Annotated in this window: 10 protein-coding genes; 4 read left to right on the top strand and 6 right to left on the bottom strand. The window is 66.3% G+C overall.

What is annotated here, in order from left to right:
• Positions 1 to 45 precede the first annotated feature (45 nt).
• Positions 46 to 2007, top strand: coding sequence for a helix-turn-helix domain-containing protein (locus F7O44_RS08815; protein WP_162449836.1), 1962 nt, complete (start codon positions 46 to 48; stop codon positions 2005 to 2007).
• Here F7O44_RS08815 and F7O44_RS08810 read toward each other — a convergent pair.
• The 4 genes from F7O44_RS08810 to F7O44_RS08795 form a co-directional block, all read right to left on the bottom strand.
• Entirely contained in the window at positions 1945 to 2829 is an 885-nt protein-coding gene (locus F7O44_RS08810) for an alpha/beta fold hydrolase (protein WP_162449835.1), read from the bottom strand. The two genes, F7O44_RS08815 and F7O44_RS08810, sit on opposite strands and share 63 nt — an antisense overlap.
• Positions 2826 to 3899 (bottom strand): alpha/beta fold hydrolase, encoded by a 1074-nt coding sequence (locus F7O44_RS08805; protein ID WP_162449834.1) that lies wholly within the window; start codon positions 3897 to 3899, stop codon positions 2826 to 2828. Before F7O44_RS08805 ends, F7O44_RS08810 begins: the two co-directional genes overlap by 4 nt.
• Before the next feature lie 16 nt (positions 3900 to 3915).
• Positions 3916 to 5247 carry an esterase/lipase family protein gene (locus tag F7O44_RS08800; protein ID WP_222851194.1) on the bottom strand — a complete coding sequence of 444 codons (1332 nt, stop codon included), beginning with the start codon at positions 5245 to 5247 and terminating at the stop codon, positions 3916 to 3918.
• 286 nt (positions 5248 to 5533) lie between these two features.
• Entirely contained in the window at positions 5534 to 8551 is a 3018-nt protein-coding gene (locus tag F7O44_RS08795; protein ID WP_162449833.1) for a glycoside hydrolase family 3 C-terminal domain-containing protein, read from the bottom strand.
• Between the two features lie 379 nt (positions 8552 to 8930).
• Here F7O44_RS08795 and F7O44_RS08790 point away from each other — a divergent pair, with 379 nt between their 5' ends.
• Together F7O44_RS08790 and F7O44_RS08785 are read left to right on the top strand one after the other, a co-directional pair.
• Positions 8931 to 9974 (top strand): LacI family DNA-binding transcriptional regulator, encoded by a 1044-nt coding sequence (locus tag F7O44_RS08790; RefSeq protein WP_162449832.1) that lies wholly within the window; start codon positions 8931 to 8933, stop codon positions 9972 to 9974.
• Between the two features lie 266 nt (positions 9975 to 10240).
• Entirely contained in the window at positions 10241 to 12163 is a 1923-nt protein-coding gene (locus tag F7O44_RS08785) for a PA domain-containing protein (protein ID WP_162449831.1), read from the top strand.
• Positions 12164 to 12267: 104 nt separating this feature from the next.
• Here the strand turns inward: F7O44_RS08785 and F7O44_RS08780 are convergent, their stop codons facing one another.
• Together F7O44_RS08780 and F7O44_RS08775 are read right to left on the bottom strand one after the other, a co-directional pair.
• The gene (locus tag F7O44_RS08780) at positions 12268 to 13800 is read right to left on the bottom strand and encodes an LVIVD repeat-containing protein (protein ID WP_162449830.1); all 1533 of its coding nucleotides are present in this window, start codon (positions 13798 to 13800) and stop codon (positions 12268 to 12270) included.
• A gap of 88 nt (positions 13801 to 13888) precedes the next feature.
• Positions 13889 to 15295, bottom strand: a complete 1407-nt coding sequence (locus F7O44_RS08775) for an LVIVD repeat-containing protein (protein WP_162449829.1) — start codon at positions 15293 to 15295, stop codon at positions 13889 to 13891.
• 763 nt (positions 15296 to 16058) lie between these two features.
• Between F7O44_RS08775 and F7O44_RS08770 the strand changes: the two genes are divergently transcribed.
• On the top strand, positions 16059 to 19721 hold the full coding sequence (locus tag F7O44_RS08770; RefSeq protein ID WP_222851192.1) for a LamG-like jellyroll fold domain-containing protein: 3663 nt from the start codon (positions 16059 to 16061) through the stop codon (positions 19719 to 19721).
• Positions 19722 to 19875 lie beyond the last annotated feature (154 nt).

Genomic DNA, 19875 nt, shown 5'->3' with positions numbered 1-19875 from the left:
CATCGACATCCGTCGGCGGGCTGACCGACAACCTGACAGGTGCCAATGACGAACGAGCGCAACGACGGTAGTCACGATCGTGAGGACGCGTCACGGCGATCGCCCGACGGCGTGGACGCGACCATCGCCGCATACTTCGAGATGCTCTTGAACGATGCACCCGCGGTCGAGTACGAGCGCCCCGTCATCGAAACACGTTCCGCGGGCGCAACGGACGCCGAACTCGCCGCCGTCGACGATGCGAAGGTCGCCGCGCTCAAGGTCCGTGCCCTGCTGCATGACTACCGGCGACGCGAGTCCGAGCTGGCTGCCCTGTACGAAACCGCCAACGACCTCGCCGGGATGCGCAATCTGGACCAGGTACTGCGGGCCATCGTGGACCGCGCCCGTGCCCTGCTCGGCACCGACATCGCCTACCTCACGCTGCGCGAGGCACACTCCGAGGACACCACCATGCGAGTCACCTCCGGGTCGGTGTCCGCACAGTTCCAGCAGGTGCGGCTCGGCCCTGGTGAGGGACTCGGCGGGCTCGTCGCCGCCACCGCGCGCCCGTACGTGACCGCGAACTATTTCACCGACGACCGGTTCGCCCACACCGAGCTGATCGACTCCGCGGTACGCGAGGAAGGTCTGGTGGCCATCCTCGGCGTGCCGCTCGAACTCAACGGGCAGGTGATCGGCGTCTTGTTCGCCGCCAACCGGCGCGAACGCCCGTTCGCCCAGGCCGAGATCGCGTTGCTGCGCTCCCTCGCCACCCACGCGGCGATCGCCATCGACTCCGCCAACCTGATCGACCGCACCCGCACCGCGCTCGACGAGCTGAACGCCGTGAACGCCCAGCTTCGGGCCCGCACCGACGAGGTCGAACGCGCCGCCGACGCTCACGACAAGCTCACCGATCTACTCCTGCGGGGCGCGGATACCGAGGACATCACCGCGGCTGTCGCGGCACTGCTCGGGGGCACGGTGAAACTCGTCGATCCGGCCGACGGCACGAGGAACGACGACGACACGCTGGCGCAGGCCATCACTGAATCACTGGCCAAGGCACGGGTGGTTCGGTCAGGCACCAGCCACGACACGTGGGTGGCCGCCGCAGCAGCGGGCAGCGAACCGCTCGTCGCCCTGATCCTGCATCGCCCGAGTGAGCTTGGTGCCGCCGAGCAACGCATCCTGGAACGCGCGGCCGTCGTCGCCGCATTGCTGCTGCTCCGGCGCCGGTCGGTCAGCGACGCCGAACATCGTGTCCGCGGTGAACTGCTCGACGAGGTGCTCGATACACCCCGCGGCGACCCCGAGTCGTTGCGCCAACGAGCCCGCCGGGTCGCCACCGATCCGGAACAGCCCTACGTCATCGTCGTAGCCGATGCTGCGGACGCTGACCCGGAGCGGCTGGATGCCGCCGCGCGGCATATCGCCGAGGTCCGCCGCGGGCTGGCCGGCAGGCGCGACGGGCGTACCGTGCTGGCGCTGCCCGCGGAGAGTCCGAAAGAGTGGGTCGCCACGGTGGCGGCGGATTTGCGTACCGCCATCGGAACCCAGCTCACCGCGGCCGCGTCGGGTCCCACCAACGGCCTGGCTTCGTTTCCCCGGGTGCACCGCGAGGCCGTGCGGTGCCTGAAAGCGCTGCACGCTCTTGGCCGTTCCGGCACGGCCGCGGTGCCGGCCGATCTCGGCTTCCTGGGGGTGCTGCTCGGCGACAACCACGACGCGGGGTCCTTCGTCGCCGGTACCCTCGGCCCACTGGTCGACTACGACGCCGAACGCGGAACCGCACTCGTGGAGACACTCGCGGCGTACTTCGCCAGCGGCGGCAGCCTGATCCGGGCGAAAGATGCGCTGCACGTCCACGTCAACACCGTGTCGCAGCGGCTCGACCGGATCTCTCAGCTCATCGGCGCCGACTGGAACGAGCCGGAACGCGCGCTGGAACTCCAGCTGGCGCTACGCGTGAACGGACTGCTCCGCCACGGCGTCGATCTCGGCGACGATCTCCCGGACGGCTGAGGAGAACAGCACCGAGTAGTGGTTCTCATCGGCCAGTTCACGTGCGGGCAGGGGCACGTTCAGCTCGGCCAGCCGCTCCGGCGTGTACAGGCCCGGAGATTCGTCCATCAGCCCGCGCGAGGCCCAGAGCAGCCGCGCCGGACGGGGCATCCGGTGAACGGCACCGAGAGTGTCCGGATCGCCCAACACGTCGGCGCCGTCGGCCCGGATCGCGGTCTCGTTGCAAGCCGAGCGGAGCGCGGGCGGCTGTCCGGTGAGGTCGCGCCGGATGTAGGCCTCCGAGTACTCGTTCCACCGGTCTTCGAACGCCGGATGCGCCTGCCAGAACGCGCGGTAGGTGTCCAGGTCAGCGAAAGTCATGCCGAGGCGTGCCATGGCGGGGCCGAGCATAGCGTCGATGTCGGTATCCGCTGGCATAGGCAGGGCCAGACCGCCGTCGACGAGCACCACTCCCCCAACTCGCTCCGGATGCCGGGCGGCCGTCAGGCACCCGACAAACGCTCCCATCGAGTGGCCGACCAGGATCGCCCGGTCGATATCGAGGTGGTCCAGCACCGCGATCAGGTCACCGACGTGCCGGGCCAGCCCGAACGGCCCCGGCAGGCCGGCGCTGCCAGCACGGCCACGCAGGTCGGGAGCGATCAGCAGACGCCGGCCGCCGAGCTCGGCGGCGAGGCGCCCGAATGCAGCCGCGTTCGCGGTGATGCCGTGTACACCCAGCACCGGCAGCGCGTCGCGGGCGGCGTGCGTCGCCTCTCCGGATGCCTCCCAGACCAGGGCCGCGAGTTCACCGCCGCCGACCGGAACGGCCGCGGCTTTCATTCGACGCGGCTCCCGGCGTCGAGACCGGCGACCAGCGCGGCCATGAACTCTTTCGGCCGTTCGATGTGCGGGCTGTGCCCGGCCTGCTCGATCACCGTCTCCGTGTATGCCCCTCCGGCGGCCGAATACCGCTCCAGCACATGTCTGGTCTGGGCGATCATCGGCTGCGGCGGCGCGACGCGGTCCCCGGGCCAGCCCTCCACGGCGCCGATGGAGCCCAAATAGGCGAGGTCGAACAGCGACGTGTCGGAGACGATCACGTCGCCCTCGCCCCGGATCCACGTCACGGGCGGCTTGGGCTCGATCGTGTGCAGGTCGTCGATGCGGAAGTGGACCGGCGACATCGCGTTGAGCACGCCATGCTCACCGGGAGCTACGCCGGGCCATACTTCGGTGGACTGTAGATCACCTGGGTAGTGGCCGTCACCGATCCGGGTGGTCAGCATCGAGTCCAGGTAGGTCTCCACCTCAGCATCGTCGCCCGGTTGGTAGCCGGGGTGGACGTAGGCGCCTTGGAACACCGAGCGCGGCGCGGTCGGAGCGTCGGCCGAGCGGTCTCCCGCGCCGAGGCGAGCGACGAAGTCCGGGTTGGCGCACCCGCCTCCGGATCCCGCTCCGGACGGGTCATTGAGCACGCCATCAGGGCCGTGCGTGCCGCCAAAGCCATACGGCGATACCGGATTGACCAGGGTCAGCGACCGCACCCGCGCGGGGTCGTCGCGGAGTAGTTGCATGGCCACGCCGCCGCCCATACTCCAGCCCACCAGATGGACGGCCGCCAGCCCGAGACCGTCCAGGACCGCACGGACGTCGTCGGCATAATCGCGCAGGCCGCGGGTGGCGTCGACCTCTTTGGCCTCGGTGTCGCCGAAGCCGCGCAGGTCGACGGCGATGGGGCGGTACCGCTCCGGCAGGTCCAGCATGCTCTGCTGCCAGAACAACGCGGACGAGACGTTGCCGTGAATGAACACCACGGGCTCGCCGGTCCGGTCGCAATGGAGCGTATGAACAGCGAGCCGGGCCGTGGGCACCTGGGCCGACACAACGCCGGGCCGGAGTCGAGTTGTCATAGGTCGACGGTTCCTTTCACTGGAGCCAGGAGATGATCTGGTCCCGGGCCGTTGGATGCCAGCCGAGTTCCAGGTGGTTGACCGCACCAGCCAGGCGAGTTCCGCCGACGTCGCCGATACCGGTGGTGTCCAGCGCGCTCGAGACGAACACGACGCCGTCGCTCGGACCCCGGGTCTCGTTCCAGATGCCGGTGATGGTCGGTGCGCCGCCGGCCAGCAAGTACACGCTGACGTCGCCGGGGGTGCCAGCCGCGCGGATCTGCGAGATCAGTGAGCCCGCGTCGATCGCCGCCTGGATCCCCGGACCACGGGTGTAGAAGCCCTGCCCGCCGTGATACGTCGTGTACCAGTCTTGAGCGGCGGTGTTGATCCCGTAGACGTGGTCCCACCGGGCGAGCATCTGCCGTTGTCCTGGATAGACGTCCCATCCGGAATCCGACACGAAAGAGAACTCCGGGTGGTGTGTGTAGGCCCCGTAGCAGGTCATGCGGGTGTGTGGGGACGGAGCGTTGACGGTGCCGCCGCATTCGGGCCAGATGGTGAAGTTGTGCGCCCAGCCGTGGGCGAACGGATAGTCGTAACCGCCATTCGGTCCGCCGATGAGGATCAACCGGCCGACGTCGCCCGCATAGCCGGAACCCCAGGCCGGGGCCACCGACGAGACGTACATCCGGGCGGACATCATGCCTTTGCTCCACCCGACGACGTCGACCTTGTCCGCGCCGGTCTTGTCGCGGATGAGCGCGACCGCGTTGCCCACGTGCTGGGCCTGCAACAGGTTGTCACCCTGTTTGTGCGCGAACCCGACGGCGAAGACCGGGATCCCTTCAGCCACGAGGTCCTGCATCAGCCCGGTGGACGGGCAGGTCGAGCGCCCACATCCGTAGTCGCCGGACTCCCCCGGGTTGGCCCATGCCCTGTCGGGCGTGTCGTTCGCGCCATGGACGAGCAGGACGGGCCGACGTTCGGTGGCGGCGTCCCAGCCGGGAGCGTGGTAGAGCAGGAATTCCGCCGAATGAGGCTGGGCGTCGCCGCCGAAGAAGGTCACCCGTTGGCCGTCCTGATCGCCGCGCCCGTCCGGCGGGAACTGCTCCTGGGCGAATCCGGACCGGGTGTCGCGGTAATGCTCCACCCGGTCCCAGCCGTTGCCGACGTTCGTGTGGTCGCCCAGCTTGTCCAGGTGGGCCGGAGCAGAGGAGGCCGCGGCCGGTGGTGCCAGGGTGGCCGCGGTCCCATCCGCAGCGGCCGCCACACCCATCGACGTCAGGAACAGCGCGACCATTCCCACGGCCGTCATCGCCCGCCGGAGGCTCGCCCATCCTGCATACGCGATCGACACCGGTCCCATCACACCAACCTCATCGTAGGAATGCTGTGCCGACGATTCTGCACCGGCACAGCACCTCGGGACATGTGGCCGCGACACATGAGCTCTGCCGCGTCGATGTGGGAGACACCTCGTGATCACCGCGCACAATGTCGCGGCATCATCTAACGTCCTTCAAGGCGAGCGCCCTGACCCTCCGGTTGCAGGACGCTGGCGATGAGTCGGCGCTGGCACGGCGGTCAGTTCAGCCGTGCCAGCGCCAGTCACCACCGGCTGGCCGGGCGAGCCGGTCAGCCGTAGCTTGAGGTCATTCGATCGAGAAGGTGGCTAGGCGCACCTCGCCGTCGAAAACCAGATACACATCGCGCGTGCCATCGATATCCGACAACGACGCGCTGGCGGTCACATACTCGTAGACGTCGCCAGTGCTCTCGACCTCCACCGTTCCCGCCAACGGACCGGTGGGCGAGTCGAGCCGGATCTCGATCGAACCGGTGCCCGAGCTGGCCTTCGCCACCTCGGCGGTGAACGTCGCGGATCCGCCCGGGAGCGCGGCGTCGGCGAACTTCGCCCAGTTGCCGTCGTCGCCCTCGATCGACGTACCACGCTCCTTGCTCTCGTCGACCAGCTCGATGCCGGAGTAGTCGTCGAAGTTGACCGCTCTGGTGGTCACCGACAGGTCCCGCGACGGAATCGTCTCGCCGTTCACCCGCAGCGTCGCCTGCTGCCGGATGTCATCGGACGAAGCGCCGACCATGAAGTCGTAGCTCGCTCGCTCCACCACCCACGTCTCGCGGGTGACGTCCCAGCGGGCCAGGTCCCCGGCTCGCATCTCGAACTGGACCGTGGTCGTCTCGCCGGGCTCGAGCGAGATCCGCTCGAAATCGCGGAGCTGTCTGTCGGCCACGACGTCACGCGAGGTCTGCTGCGAGGTGTACAGCTGAACTACCTCGTCGCCTGGTAGATCCCCGGTGTTCGTCACGTCCACGCTGACCTTGATCTTGCCGTTGCCGCCGACGGCCTTGCCGTTGGTTTTCAGGTTCGAGTACTCGAACGTGGTGTAAGACAACCCATGACCGAACGGGTAGAGCGGCGTCCCGTCGTAGTACATGTAAGTCATCCCGGAGCTGATGATGTCGTAGTCGAGGATGCTCGGCAGGTCGTCCGTGCCGTCGTACCACGTCTGCGTCAGCCGACCCGCGGGGTTCGTGTCACCGAAGACGGCCCCGGCGACGGCGTTGCCCGTTTCCGAGCCCGCGTGGGTGGTCCACAGCAGCGTCTCCGGCTCGACGTCCATCGTTGTCGGATAGCTGGTCTCCAGCACCACCACGGTGTTCGGGTTGGCCGCGGTGACCGCCTCGACGAGCTCTTGCTGACTGGTGCCCAGCGCCAGCGTCTCGCGGTCATGGATCTCCCGGCCGTAGACGAACGGCTGGCTCCCGACGACGACGATCGCGGCGTCGGCCTCGGACGACGCTGCGACGGCGGCGTCGATGCCACTGTCCACGACCTCACGGTCGAAGCGGGCCGCGTCGGCCTTCGCACCGGTGCCGACCGAGCCATCGGCGGCGACGGTGATGTAGTGCTCCGGAATCCACCACCAGTCCTCGTTGGTCTCATAACCGACGTACTGGATCAGGTAGGTACCGTCGTCCTGGGCCTCCACCCGGAACTGCTGCTGGACGTACCAGCCGCCGGGCTCGTCGGACGAGGTGTTGTAGGCACCGCCGTCGCCGGTTAGGTACTTGCCGTTGTCGGCGTTGCGCAGCGTGGCGTAGTCCGCCATCCATTCGTTGAAGTCCCACTCCGAGGCCGCCGTGGGCTCGTCGGCGGCGATCACCGCGTCGCTGGCCCCAGTCCCGGTGGCGGTGAGGTATGCGCCCGTCTCGACGTCTTTGAACCGGACCCGGTCCAGCCCTTCGACCCCATCGACCGCGGCGTCGTCCCCGAGCAGTTCGGTGATGCCCTCCAGCGGCGTGACCTCATACGGCATGGTCCCGCCGTACCAGTCGCTGAACAGGGTGTCATGCAGCGGGCCGATGACGGCCACCTCGTCGGTCGCCGCCGCGTCGAGCGGCAGCGTGCCGGCCGAGTTGTTCAGGAGCACGAGCGCTTCCTCGGCGGTCTGCCGGTTCAGTTCCTGGTGAGCCGGCTGGCCCAACACTTCTTCGCCGATGTCCGCGTACGGCCCGCCGTCGGGATCGAAATGCCCGAGGCGGAAACGGACGGACAGCACGTTACGTACGGAGTAATCCACGTCCTCGACGGTCAGGTAGCCCTTGTCGAGCGCGGACTCCAGGAACTCGATGGTGGGGCCGGTGTCGCTGCCGTCGACGGTGAACCCGTCGAGCCCGGCTTTGAGCATCGCGGCGTAGGCCTCGTCGTGCTCGTCGAAGTAGCCCTGCAGCTCGACTAGTGCCCGCGGGCCCCACGCGTCACTCACGTTGTACAGGTCGCGGTCGGTCCAGGATCGCACCACCTCGTCGATGTCGACGTCGACGTGTGTCGGGCGACCGTTGACCAGGTTGTACGACGCCATCACGCCCGTCACGGCGTCGGCCGAGATGGCCGGCTTGAATGCGGCCTGAGCGTACTCGCGCTTGACCCGCGGCGGCAGGTTCGACGAGGTCAAGCTGCGGTTAGCCTCGTTGTTGTAGCCGTAGTAGTGCTTCAGCACCGGCGCGACCTTCAGGTACTCCGGATCGTCGCCGGACAGTCCCGAGCCGTACGCGGTAGCCATGGCGCCGGTGAGCAGGGGGTCCTCGGAATAGCCTTCTTCGTTGCGGCCCCAGCGCGGGTCCCGCAGCAGATCGACGACGGGTGCCCACACCTGAAGGCCCCAGAGCACCGGATCGATGGAGTTGTAGGCGCGAAGTTCGTCACCCACGACGGAGCCGACATTCTCGATCAGGTCGGTGTTCCATGTGCTCGCCAGCCCTACGGCCTGCGGAAACACGGTGGCGTCAGTGGCCAGCACCTGATCCCAGCCGTCGTATAGATCGTTGGACCAGGCCACGCCGTGCAACGCTTCGGTGCCGGCCTTGAAGTACGGGATATCCAGGCGCTCGATCGGCTCCTGGGACTGATGCAGCAGGGAGAGCTTCTCGTCCAGCGTGAGCCGGTCGATCAGGTCATCGATCCGTTCGTCGAGCGGCAGGTCAGGGTCTCGGAAGGGGTAATCTCCGTCGGCTGCGGCGCTGGGTGCCTGAAGGAAGCCGACCGCCAGCAGCGGAACGGCGAGCAATCCGGCGACCGTGGAGAAGCGGCGTCCGCGACCGCCCGGCGGTCCTGAACGGCGTGTCCTTTGAGGTGAATTGAGATTCATCGGCTCCGTGATCCTCTCGGTCGTGGCCGCACCGACCCGACGTCGGCGACGACCGGTGAGCAGGGTGCTGGAGGGGCCGGGCAGCAAGGGGTTTTCCCCGTTGCCCGTCTCTGAACCAGCGGGGTCGAAGCGCTTCGAATCTGGCACAGGTTGTCGGTCTGGTCAAGAGCATGTTTCCGGCAGGTAGCCCGCCGAGCGCTCGCCAAAGCCAGCGGCGGACTCTGTCGCACCTGGTCAGGCAGTTCAATGAGCGGCACAGCTCGGGCGCTTGCCGCCGTGCGGCGGCGGGTAACATGTACTCTGATCATTGACGTTCGCAAATATTCAGTTTCCCGGATTGTCGAAGCCCTTCGACAATCTGCCTTGACAACATTCGGGGATGGTCGCCGTGCCGCCGAGAATGATCGACGTCGCCAAGCGGGCCGACGTCGCACTGAGCACGGTCTCGTATGCGCTCAACGGAACGCGGCCGGTCTCGGCCAGCACCCGGCGGCGCATCCTTCGCGCCATGGAAGAGCTCGGGTACCGGCCCAACGCTCTCGCCCAAGGCCTGGCCGGCAAACGCACCCACATCATCGCGCTGCTCTTTCCCACACCCGAGCGCGGCCTGGGCGTCACCGAAATGGAGTTCGCCACCGGCGCGGCCGACGCCGCGCGTGAGCACGGCTACCATCTGATCCTCTCCCCCAGCGAGCTTCGCAGTGTTCACGAGCTCGAGCAGCTGACGGGTCAGGGGTTGATCGACGGCGCGCTCGTCATGGAGGTCCACATCGACGACGAGCGCGTCAACCTGCTGCGGCAAGCCGGCATCCCGTTCAGCATGATCGGGCGCACCAGCGACCCCGGAGCGATCAGCTACGCCGACATCGACTTCGAACAAACCACACGAGACGCGATCGAACATCTGGTTGGCCTGGGCCACCGCAGCGTCGGGTTCCTCAACCACTCACCTTCGGCCTACTCCGTCGGCTACGGGCCGACGGTTCGCGCCGCGGAAGGATTCCGGCGCGCGGCCTCGGCTGCCGGCCTGGCGCATCTCGAACGCCTATGCGGTGACAGCGTGGCCGCAGGTGAGGCCGCGTTCCACGAGCTGCGTGCCACCAGCCCAGACATGACCGCGTTGGTCGTGATGAACGATCGGGCCGTTGTGGGGGTCATGGACGCCCTCGACGAGATCGGCTGGCGGGTCCCCGATCACTTCTCCATTGTCTCGATCGCATCGTCCACCCAGGTCACCGAGATGATGCGGCCCAAGCTCACCACCCTCGAGCCGCCCAGCACCGAACTCGGTCGCCTCGGCGTGCGGATGCTGCTCGACCAACTCGACACCAAGGACGGCGAACCGCTTTCGCCAACACAGGTTCTGCTGCCGTGCCGCCTCGTTGTCGGGGGCAGCTCCGGCCCCGCCCCCGCTTCCCGGTGATCGTTGGCCCGTTCGTGCTGCCATGAGGTAATCGTCGGCGGTTCCAGGCATTAGAGGATGAAACGGCCCTGACCTCGAACATGACTATCGGCAGGGGCTTCCCTCACACCGGTAATGACACTAGATTCACGCAATCACACTTGTGGCCAGCAGATCAGCATTTCTCTGACTCTGCAGGTCATCCCCCGTGTGATGCCCGGCCCTCCATCCGAGGGCCGGGCAGGTTCGCGATCCGATCGGATCGCTGTACTCGGGAGGACAGCCACATGAAGCATCGGCGAACGGCGATATCAGTCGTCACGGTGGTAGCGCTGGCAGGGAGTGGCGTCGCCATGGCACATCCAGGCCATGGCGACGGTTTTTCGGATCAGGAGTTGTTCCCGGGCGAAGGCGTGCTGGGCGACAAGCAGCACGGCCTCGCGTCCGGGCATCTCCCACCCAAACAGGAGAACGTCGCCGTCATCGGCAAAGCCGGGCTGGACGCGCCCGCGGGAACCGACGGCGACATGACCGGCAGAGTCGCGGATGTCGCCGCCTTCGGTGACTACGCCTATCTGACATCCTTCCGGGCGGCGGACTGTCTCGGTGGCGGGGCCTGGATCGTTGACATCTCCGATCCGACCGCGCCGGTAGAAGCCGGATTCATGCCTACCACCGACGGCAACTACGCCGGTGAGGGTGCACAGGTCATCGACGTCGAGTTCGGCCCGTTCGCCGGCCGGCAGTTGTTCCTGCACCAGAACGAGACATGCGACCCCTTCCTCGCTGAAGACACAGGCAAGGACCGGTTCCTCGGCGGCATCAACATCTGGGACGTGACCGACCCGCTCAACCCGGAGCTGCTGGTGGAGCATGCCGGCGACGACGACGACGTCCGGCAGAATCCCAACACGGTCCACTCGATGTTCGCATGGAACTCGCACGTCGATGAGAAGGTCTACGCCGTGCTGGTCGACAACGAAGAGTTCACCGATGTCGACATCATGGACATCACCGATCCGGCGAACCCGGTGATGATCAACGACACTCTGGACCTCGTCGATCAGTTCGGGGTCGGTCAGGACGAGCCCGACAACCTCACCTCGATCTTCAACCACGACATGATGGTCTACCGCAAAGGCGCCCGGTACGTCATGAACGTGAACTACTGGGACGGCGGCTACGTGCTGCTCGACGTCACCGACCCGACGCCGGGCAACGTCACGCTCATCGCCGAATCCGATTACGCGCTGCTCGACGAGGAACGCCTCAAGCGGGGTCACGAGATCGCCCCTGAGGGCAACGCGCATCAGTCGGAGTTCTCCCCCGACTTCCGGTTCCTCATCGGCACGGACGAAGACTTCAGCCCGTACCGGATCACCCACGCGGAGATCACATCGGGTCCGTTCGCCGGCGCTCAGTTCAATGCCGCGATGGCCGGTGATGCCCGACCGGTCACCGAGGAGGAGCCGCTCGACGGCACTCCAACGTTCGTCGGCCTCGCCTGCGATCCGAGTGACGTGCCAGCCGGTAGCGGCATCGCCCTCATCGAGCGCGGCGTCTGTGCCTTCCAGGACAAGCTGGACAACGTGCAAGCCGCCGGCTACACGTCGGGAATCGTGTTCAACAGCCCGGTCCCGGGCTGCAACTCGCTGCTCAACATGCTGGCGGTCGGCGACATCCCGTTCCTTTTCGTCGCTCGGGAGACAGGCCTGATGTTGCTCGGTGTGGACGCTGCCGGAGATGCCGCATGTGAATCCGCCACGCCAGACGTCGGGACGCCGAGCGCGGAGGTCTTGATCGAGGCGGAATTCGCCGGCTGGGGCTACGTGCGACTGTTCCGCACCAAGGTGCCCGGAGCTCCGGGGCAGCCGGGCTCGATCACCCAGACCGACACGTACGCCATTCCGGAAGCGCAGGATCCCGAGTTCGCCATCGGTTACGGCGATCTCTCGGTTCACGAAGTAGCTGTCGATCCACGGAAGGGCAGCGGCCTCGCGTACTTCTCGTACTACGCCGGAGGCTTCCGGGTCGCCGAGTACGGCAATCGGGGGATCCAGGAAGTGGGCGCCTTCATCGATGAGGGAGGCAACAACTTCTGGGGCGTCGAAGTGCACAAGCACAACGACGGCCAGTACTACGTGCTCGCCAGCGACCGCGACTTCGGGCTGTACATCTTCCAGTACACGGGCAAGATCCGCGGACGGTGATCAACGGTGGCTGACGGCGTCGGCCACACACAGCGATGGGCCCGCCGGTGCGTCCGGCGGGCCCATCTGTGGTGCGCGGGAACCGTCAACCGCACATCTTCTCGTTATCTGAGGGTGAACTCCTGGGTCTGCGGGTTGAGGTGTGGCAGCCTGATGGCGCCGGCCAGCGCGCGATCACTGACCTTGTAGATGTTCAACCCACGAGTGATGTCGCTCTCGTAGAAGGTGCCGTTGTACCAGTACGACGACCACGATCCGCCGAGGCGGCACCCATCCGTGGGGGTGTCCTCACCGTCCCACGTCGTGGTGCAGAACGGGCCGGGACCGAGCGACGGCGGGTCGGCCCAGGCAACCGACTCGGGCTCGACACCCTCCTGGATCCCAGTGAAGTCGACTATCCAGCTTCCGGCCTGGTAGTGACCGCTGGCCAGGACATAGTCGCCACTGCGCAGCGGCACGACGTTGTAGTTGTGGATGGTGCAGTTCTCGTCGTGTCCCTGCGGGTTCTCCAGCACCCACTGGCCCAGCTTCGAGCCGTCCTCGGCACTGTAGAAGAACAGGCTCTTGTTGATGTCCGGGTCGTCCGCCGTGCAGCGGGCCTGACCGCCGCCGCCTGGCTCCCAACCGAGAATGATCACTTCGCCGTCGAAGGTGAACGCGGCGGAGTGCCACCGCCCGACGCCGGGAGTGCCGACCTTCACGCCGGATTCCGGGTCTTCTTCTTCGATGTTGAACAGCCAGAGCGGCTCTTCCAGCGTGCCGCCGCCTGGCTCGCCGATGCTGAACACGTTCGCCGCATGGCCGCTGGCGCAGGTGAGCATATTGACGTCACCGAGGATCACGCCAGCGTCGTGGCAGCCGTTGTTTGTGCCCAGCGTGCCGTCCATCAGCGGGACATAGCCGATATGACTGGCCGCTGCGGGGTCGTCGATCGGCACCTCGATGATGTCCATCGCATCACACACCGGCCGGTTGTCACCGCTGGAGTTGTTGCTGTAGACGATGAGCCGGTTGTTGTCGAGGTCCGGAACCAGTGTCGATGTGTGCGATCCGCACCCGTCGGCTGTACCCCGTTCTTCGGCGCCGACCGCGCTGAACTCTACAGCGGTGAGCAGCTCCGGGTTCGCCGGGTCGCTGATGTCGAAGACGTGCACACCCTCGAAACCAACCGGCACCTCTTCGCCCATACACAGGCGACCTTCCGGCGCGGGCGAGTTCCAGGACCGGACGACGATGTTCTCCCATACGACGACGTCGCCTTGGTCACCATTGCACCGGGGGTGCGATATCAGTTTGGGCTTAGCTGGTGACGAGATGTCGATGACCCGGAACCCGTCGTAATTGCCCTGGATCGCCAGCTTGCCCCAGAACGCGAGGTCGGAGCTGATCTCCCGCTCCGCGATCGGTACCTCGAACGCCGCCGGATGGGGGCTCTGCCCCAGGGCGTGCATGTTCCGCATGCTGGGGAAGTCCCGGTGATCCGCCTGCCCAGGCGGAACGCCGAGCTCCGCCGGCGCCGGCCGGCTCTTGACGTCGAGTTCGTGGTCGGGGTCATGATCGGCGATCGCTGGCACCGCGGCGCTGACCAGCAGTACGACAGCTGCCGCGGCGATTGATGCGTGAACGTGTTTCCGCATGCTTCGCTCCTTGCAGTCTTGTGAGCTCGGACGCCGCGTGGCCTCCGTGTTTTCCGTGGCGGCCACGCGGCCCTTCACGACAGATGACTCAGCGGATAAGGGACTCTTGCGTTTGCGGGTTGTTCAACCCGAACTTGACCGCTCCTGCACGGGATTTGTCGCTGAGCAGCATGATGTCGACACCGCGGACGATGTCGTTGGTGATGATGAAGCCGTTGTGCCAGTACGACGACCACGTGTCCGCGCCGGACGGCACGTAGAATCCGATCTCGGCATCGGCCTCGGTCGCGCCGGCGATGAGCGCGTCGACGTCGACGACGGTGGTTCCACCCTGATAAGCGGCGGACACGAGGACCTTCGCACCGCTCTTGAGCGGGATGAAGTTGAAGTTGTGCATAGTGCAGACGCCCTCGATCGAGCGCGGCGGCTTGAAGCTCGCCAGCTCCTCACCGGTCTCGACGTCGAGGAACCACACCCGGCCCTGGTCATCCGTCGGGTCGACACATCGTGGGAACGCCCCGCCGCCGGACTCGTCGCCGAACGCGACCACCTCGCCGTCCCAGCTGAACGCCGCGGAATGGAACAGGTCGAGCTTGCCGGGATCGATCGCGTCGTTCAGGTAGCGCCATAGGAACTGCGGATTGAGCGGATCGGAGATGTCCCACATCTGCGCTTCCTCGAAGCAAGCCGCCGCCGCCATGTTCAGCTCAAGGAAGACACTGATGTCGTGGCAGCCGCTGAACGTCGAGGTGCCGAGGGTGCCTGGAGGCGTGCCGAAGATGGCGTCGAGATCGTAGGTGGACACCGTCGTCGCTGGGTCCAGGTCGTACGTCGTCACCGTCGCCCCGTCGACGGGGTCGTCGAGCGGAACCGTGATGATGGAGATGTAGCCATGGGGTTGCTGGCATTCGGGCCCCTGGGAGGCCAGCGTCAAGGGGTACGACGACACGTAGATGTGCACCCGGTTCTGGTCCGGCTCCGGGACCAGGGTGTGCGTGTGGGAGCCGCAGTCGGTCTGGATCGAGCCGAGGTGCTCGGGTGCGGTCGAGTCACTCACGTCGAACACCTGGATGCCTTCGAACATCCCGGGGGTGCTCGCCGTGACGTTCTCGCTGTCGCAGTCCTCACTCGACTGCGGAGTGTCCACCGATCGGAACAGCAACCCGCCGTAGACCGACACGTCGCCTTGTGCGCCGTTGCAGAAGAAGTCGGCCAGGACCTTGGGATTCGCTGGCGCCGCGGTGTTCAGAATCCGGAACCCCGCGTAGTTCCCGGCGTAGGTCAGCTTGCCGTCGAAGGCAAGGTCGGAGTTGACCGCGTCGGGGTTCGGGCTATTCCCAAGCAGCTTCATGTTCTTTGAATGCTGATCGGGTCCGTTGGTTCCGGAGCCAGGATGATCAATCCGGTGGTCCGGATCAGCTGTGGCCGGTATGCTGACGGCCAGCAGTGCCACGACGGCCACGCCCAGTATGGCGATTCGGGTCCGTCTTTTCATGGCTGCGCCCCTCTCGTGAAGTCTGGACACGAGCACGCCGTCGGCGAAGCCAACGCAGTGCCTCGTGTCACTCGGTAGGCAACCGAGTGCACGTGAACGACGCGCTAGGCCGGCTCGTCCGGATGGTGGCGCGACTTCTCAATTTCGCACGTGTGTCGCAGGACGGTTCGTCAGAACTGCGAAGAGGACGCGGAAGGTGATCAGGTCAACGTGACGTCCCGAGAACATAGCTCCTGGGACATTCGTGCCACGGCTCGAACAACCGTTGGCGAACTACCTGTTGGCCCCCGAACATCGGCGAGTTCAAGCCGCACATGCCCCCCTTTCGTGCCGGGACGCGTGCCCTGAGCGCACCCGGATCTCCGGAAGCTACGACCGACACGCGCTGCTGTCAACCGTTAGCGGCTGAGCAGTTTTTTTTGTGCAGGTTGTCGAAGCGGTTCGATCGAACGGACGGCCGTCAGGGAAACAGGGCCACCGCAGGCAGGCCAACGCCTATCTCGCGCCGGGCAGAAGCCTTGCGACGTGAGGTCGCAACAAAGTTGCCTCTTGACTGGAGTTTTGTGAGCGTTCACAATGGTTCGCCATACCCTGCACGTAACCAGCCGGACACAATCCCACAAGGAATCCGGACGCGAAAATCGGCGCATTGTCGAACCGGTTCGACACAGGTCGACGAGAGGGAGGCCCACCGCCCACCCTGCCCCGGAGTAGACGCGACAACACACCCGCGACAACGTCAGGAGCAGCAAGGATGTTGCCATTGAGACCGACACGAGCACGCGCCGGCGTGCTGTCAGCACTGCTCGCGAGCACGCTTATCGCTGGCACAGTGTCCGCCGGAGCGGCCGCACCGGCAGACACCGGCGAACCGCCCGAACCAGCAGTCCACTACGACTTCGAATCCGCCGACCTGTCCGCCGGAACCATCGAGGACACATCCGGGCATGGACGGAACGCCGCGCTGGTCAACGGCGAGACCGCGGCGCTGGTCGACGGCGCCGATGAGGGCACGGCACTACAGCTGCCCGGTGGCTCTCCCAACTCGGACGGCGCCTACGTCGAGATGCCCATCGGCGTCCTGCAGGATGCGACCGATCTGACCGTCTCGACGCGGGTGAAATGGGACGGCGGCAACACGGCGTGGCAGTGGATCTATGCCCTCGGCACCAACTCCACGCGGTATCTCTTCAGCACGCCGTACAACAGCGACGGCCTGATCCGGACCGCCATCACCCAGAACGGCGGGGGCAGCAACGAAGACCAGAACACCGGCTCGGCGGCGTTGCCCGCGCAGGAGTGGAAGACCCTCACGGTCACCCTCGACACCGGCGCTGGCCAGATCACCACGTACCTCGACGGTGCGGCCATCGACTCCACACCGACGTCGCTCACCGCAGGCGACCTCCTCACCGGATCGCCGAGCATCGCCGGCTTCATCGGCAAGTCTTTCTACCCTGACCCGCTGTTCGCCGGCGCGATCGACGACTTCCGCGTCTACCATGAGGCGCTGTCCGCCGACCAGGTCGCCGACGTCGTCGGAGGCGAGATGCCCACACCCACCGGCCTCACCGAAGATACGTTCGACGTGACCACCGCCATCGGTGCCGCACCGGAGCTGCCGGACACCGCGCCGGCCACGTTCTCCGACGGCTACGACCGCCCGCTCGGCATCGAGTGGGACGAGATCGACGAAGACGAGTACGCCGATCTCGGCACCTTCTCCGTTTCCGGCACGGCCGGAAACTGGGAGGTCACCGCGAACGTCACTGTGATCAGGGAGGGTCAGCTCACCGTCGACCTGAGCACGAACACCGGTGACTTCCACGGGGGCGCCTCCGGCTCGCTCTACGGCCTCTACGGCCCGGGCCTGCCCTCCAACAACCTCATCGAAGGCATGAACCTGCGCACCGTGGCCACGAAGGGCCAAGACGGCGCCCAGCACCCGGGGTCCGATGCCCTCGAGGTGGTCGGGCCGATGGCCGATTCGTCCGGCGGGGACATCTACGTCCGCCTGACGGACTATTACCGTGGCTTCCCCTATCAATGGCCCGGTGACACGCCCGACGAGAAGCTTTCCGGCTTCATGGAGGTCATCGAGACGCAGCTGGATCAGATCCTGGAACTCGACCCCAGGTACCGCGATCACCTCGTCATCGAGCCGTTCAACGAGCCTGAAGGCAACATGTTCGGCACCGGTCAGTGGAGCTACAACGGAGTCAGCTGGCTCAACGATCCAACGGACTACTTCCAGGCCTGGGACGACGTGTACGCGCTGATCAGGGAGAAGCTCGGTGACATCCGGATCTCTGGACCGAACACGAGCATCCTGTACAACCAGGTCCGCGGGTTCATGGAGCACACCGTCGAGGCAGGAACAGTTCCAGACATCATCTCGTGGCACGAGTTGAGCCACCCCGCTCAGATCCGCACCTCGGTGGACCGGTTCCGGCAATGGGAACGCGAAGTCTTCGCCGGCACCGAGCACGAGGGCACCGAGCTGCCGATCAACGTCAACGAGTACGCCCACAACTACCACACGTCCGTACCGGGTCAGATGATCCAGTGGGTCTCGGCGATCGAGGACTCGAAGGTCGACGCGATGATCGCGTTCTGGAACGTCAACGGCAATCTCACCGACTCCGCGGTGGAGGCCAACCGGGCTAACGGCCAGTGGTGGCTGTTGCACACGTACAGCCGGATGACCGGGCACACTGTCGAGGTCACGCCGCCGTCGCCGGGCGTCAACTACACCCTCCAGGGCATCGGCACATTGGACGAGGAGAAGTCCAGGGCCAAGGCGCTCTTCGGCGGCACCACCGGGCCGGCCTGGGTCGAGTTCGAGAACGTTCCGGACGAGATCTTCGGCAGCCGGGTGCACGCCTGGGTGCGCGAGATCCCGTGGACCGGGCAGATCGGCGACTCCGGCCCGCCTGAACTGATCACCGAGGAGGTCTTCGACGTCACGGACGGCCGGGTCACCTTCGACTTCGGTGGTTCCCTGCCCGAGCTCGAGGAGTCGTCCGCTTACGAGATCGTCCTCACCCCGGCCGGTGACGGTTCGCCGACCGGCGTGGCGCCGAAGCTGTGGGAAGGTTCGTTCGAGGCCGAGGACGCCACCTACACCGGAAGCGGCTACAGCCTCAACGGTCCAGAAGGATCGCCGTCGAATCTCTGGGGGTACTACACCTCCGGTGGCTACAACGTCGGTGGGTTGCGCACCGGCTCGGACGGGGTGCTCGACTTCACCGTCGACGTCCCCGAGGACGGCACCTATGACCTGCGCGTCTTCGCCAACTCCAACTACACGTTCGACCTCGTTCAGGACCAGGGCCCGACCAACGTGTTCCTCCGGGTCAACGGCGAGGCCGAGCAGGAGGTCTTCCTGCCACTCGGGTACAAGTGGGTGGTCTGGGATCACACGGAGACAACCGTCGATCTGAAGGCCGGCGAGAACGTCATCAGCCTGGCGGCGCAGAGCCTCGACGGCTCCGGCGCCACCCAGGGCGACGCGCTCATCGACCGCATCACCCTGGCTCTGCCCAACCCCGAGGCCGCCACGGCCACCTACGAGGCCGAGCTCGCGGAGCTGGACGGCGCCACCCCGGTCTACGCCCACGCGCAGCTCCAGCGGCGCAGCTCTTCCGGTGCAGGCGCGGTGGAAGTCGGCGAGGGCGACTCGGTCACCTTCTGGGTGTATTCCGCCGACGACGCGGAGTCCACCATTGATGTCCACACACTCGGCACGGGCCAGGCCCAGCTCGCCGTGAACGGCCATGACGTCATGCGGGTAGGCCCCACGTCGTCGTCGGTAGCGGTCTCTCTGTCCGGCGGCATCAACAAGGTGACCATCACCGGGACGTCGCGCACGACGCTGATCGACCGCATCGGTGTCACGCCGGCCACGGACCAGCTGGCGTCGACGGTCTACCAGGCCGAGGACGCGCAGCTCGACGGAGATGCCGCCGTCGCGGAACTCTCCCTGGCCAGCACCGGGGCCGCGGTCACGGGTATCGGTGGCGATCCGGGCAATTCGAACACGCTCACCTTCGAGGTAGACGTGAAGAAGGCCGGCACCTATGCGATGCGCATCCGGTACTCCAACCCGGAGACCTCGCCGCCCACGCACTACAACCCGAACCCGGTGGCGCGGCACGCCGACATCTCGGTCAACGGTGCCGACCCGGAGATGGTCCTCTTCCCGCCGTCGTTCCACGAGAACAACTTCTGGGAGATGACCGTGCCGGTGGAGCTGGAGCGGGGAGCGAACACCATCACGTTCTCCGCCGAAGAGCAGCCCAACTTCGACGGTGAGACCTACGCGTCGGACACGTGGCCAGGCATTCTGCTGCGCTCCCCGTACGGTCCGGTGATCGACAACATCACCATCGCGGAGTTCAACAGCAAACGCCTCGGACGGCCCTGATGTCGCCCGGATAGACAACGCCGGGGACCGGGGTTCTCGCGGACCCATGATCATTGGCACTTAACCACCGCATCCGGGGGTTAATCGTCAATGATCATCAGATGAGTCCGCGAGGACCCCAGCCCGGCCAGGTACCGTCAGGCTTTCGAACCGG

It is taken from the genome of Phytoactinopolyspora mesophila (assembly GCF_010122465.1).
Classification (GTDB): Bacteria; Actinomycetota; Actinomycetes; order Jiangellales; family Jiangellaceae; genus Phytoactinopolyspora; species Phytoactinopolyspora mesophila.
Note: the sequence above shows the minus strand (reverse complement) of the source record. Positions and strands in the feature narration are given on the sequence as shown.

Coding starts and splice junctions, on each gene's coding strand:
- F7O44_RS08800 (WP_222851194.1), bottom strand. CDS start 5,247: ATGGGACCGGTGTCGATCGCGTATGCAGGATGGGCGAGCCTCCGGCGG.
- F7O44_RS08785 (WP_162449831.1), top strand. CDS start 10,241: ATGAAGCATCGGCGAACGGCGATATCAGTCGTCACGGTGGTAGCGCTG.
- F7O44_RS08790 (WP_162449832.1), top strand. CDS start 8,931: ATGGTCGCCGTGCCGCCGAGAATGATCGACGTCGCCAAGCGGGCCGAC.
- F7O44_RS08780 (WP_162449830.1), bottom strand. CDS start 13,800: ATGCGGAAACACGTTCACGCATCAATCGCCGCGGCAGCTGTCGTACTG.
- F7O44_RS08810 (WP_162449835.1), bottom strand. CDS start 2,829: ATGAAAGCCGCGGCCGTTCCGGTCGGCGGCGGTGAACTCGCGGCCCTG.
- F7O44_RS08815 (WP_162449836.1), top strand. CDS start 46: ATGACGAACGAGCGCAACGACGGTAGTCACGATCGTGAGGACGCGTCA.
- F7O44_RS08795 (WP_162449833.1), bottom strand. CDS start 8,551: ATGAATCTCAATTCACCTCAAAGGACACGCCGTTCAGGACCGCCGGGC.
- F7O44_RS08805 (WP_162449834.1), bottom strand. CDS start 3,899: ATGACAACTCGACTCCGGCCCGGCGTTGTGTCGGCCCAGGTGCCCACG.
- F7O44_RS08775 (WP_162449829.1), bottom strand. CDS start 15,295: ATGAAAAGACGGACCCGAATCGCCATACTGGGCGTGGCCGTCGTGGCA.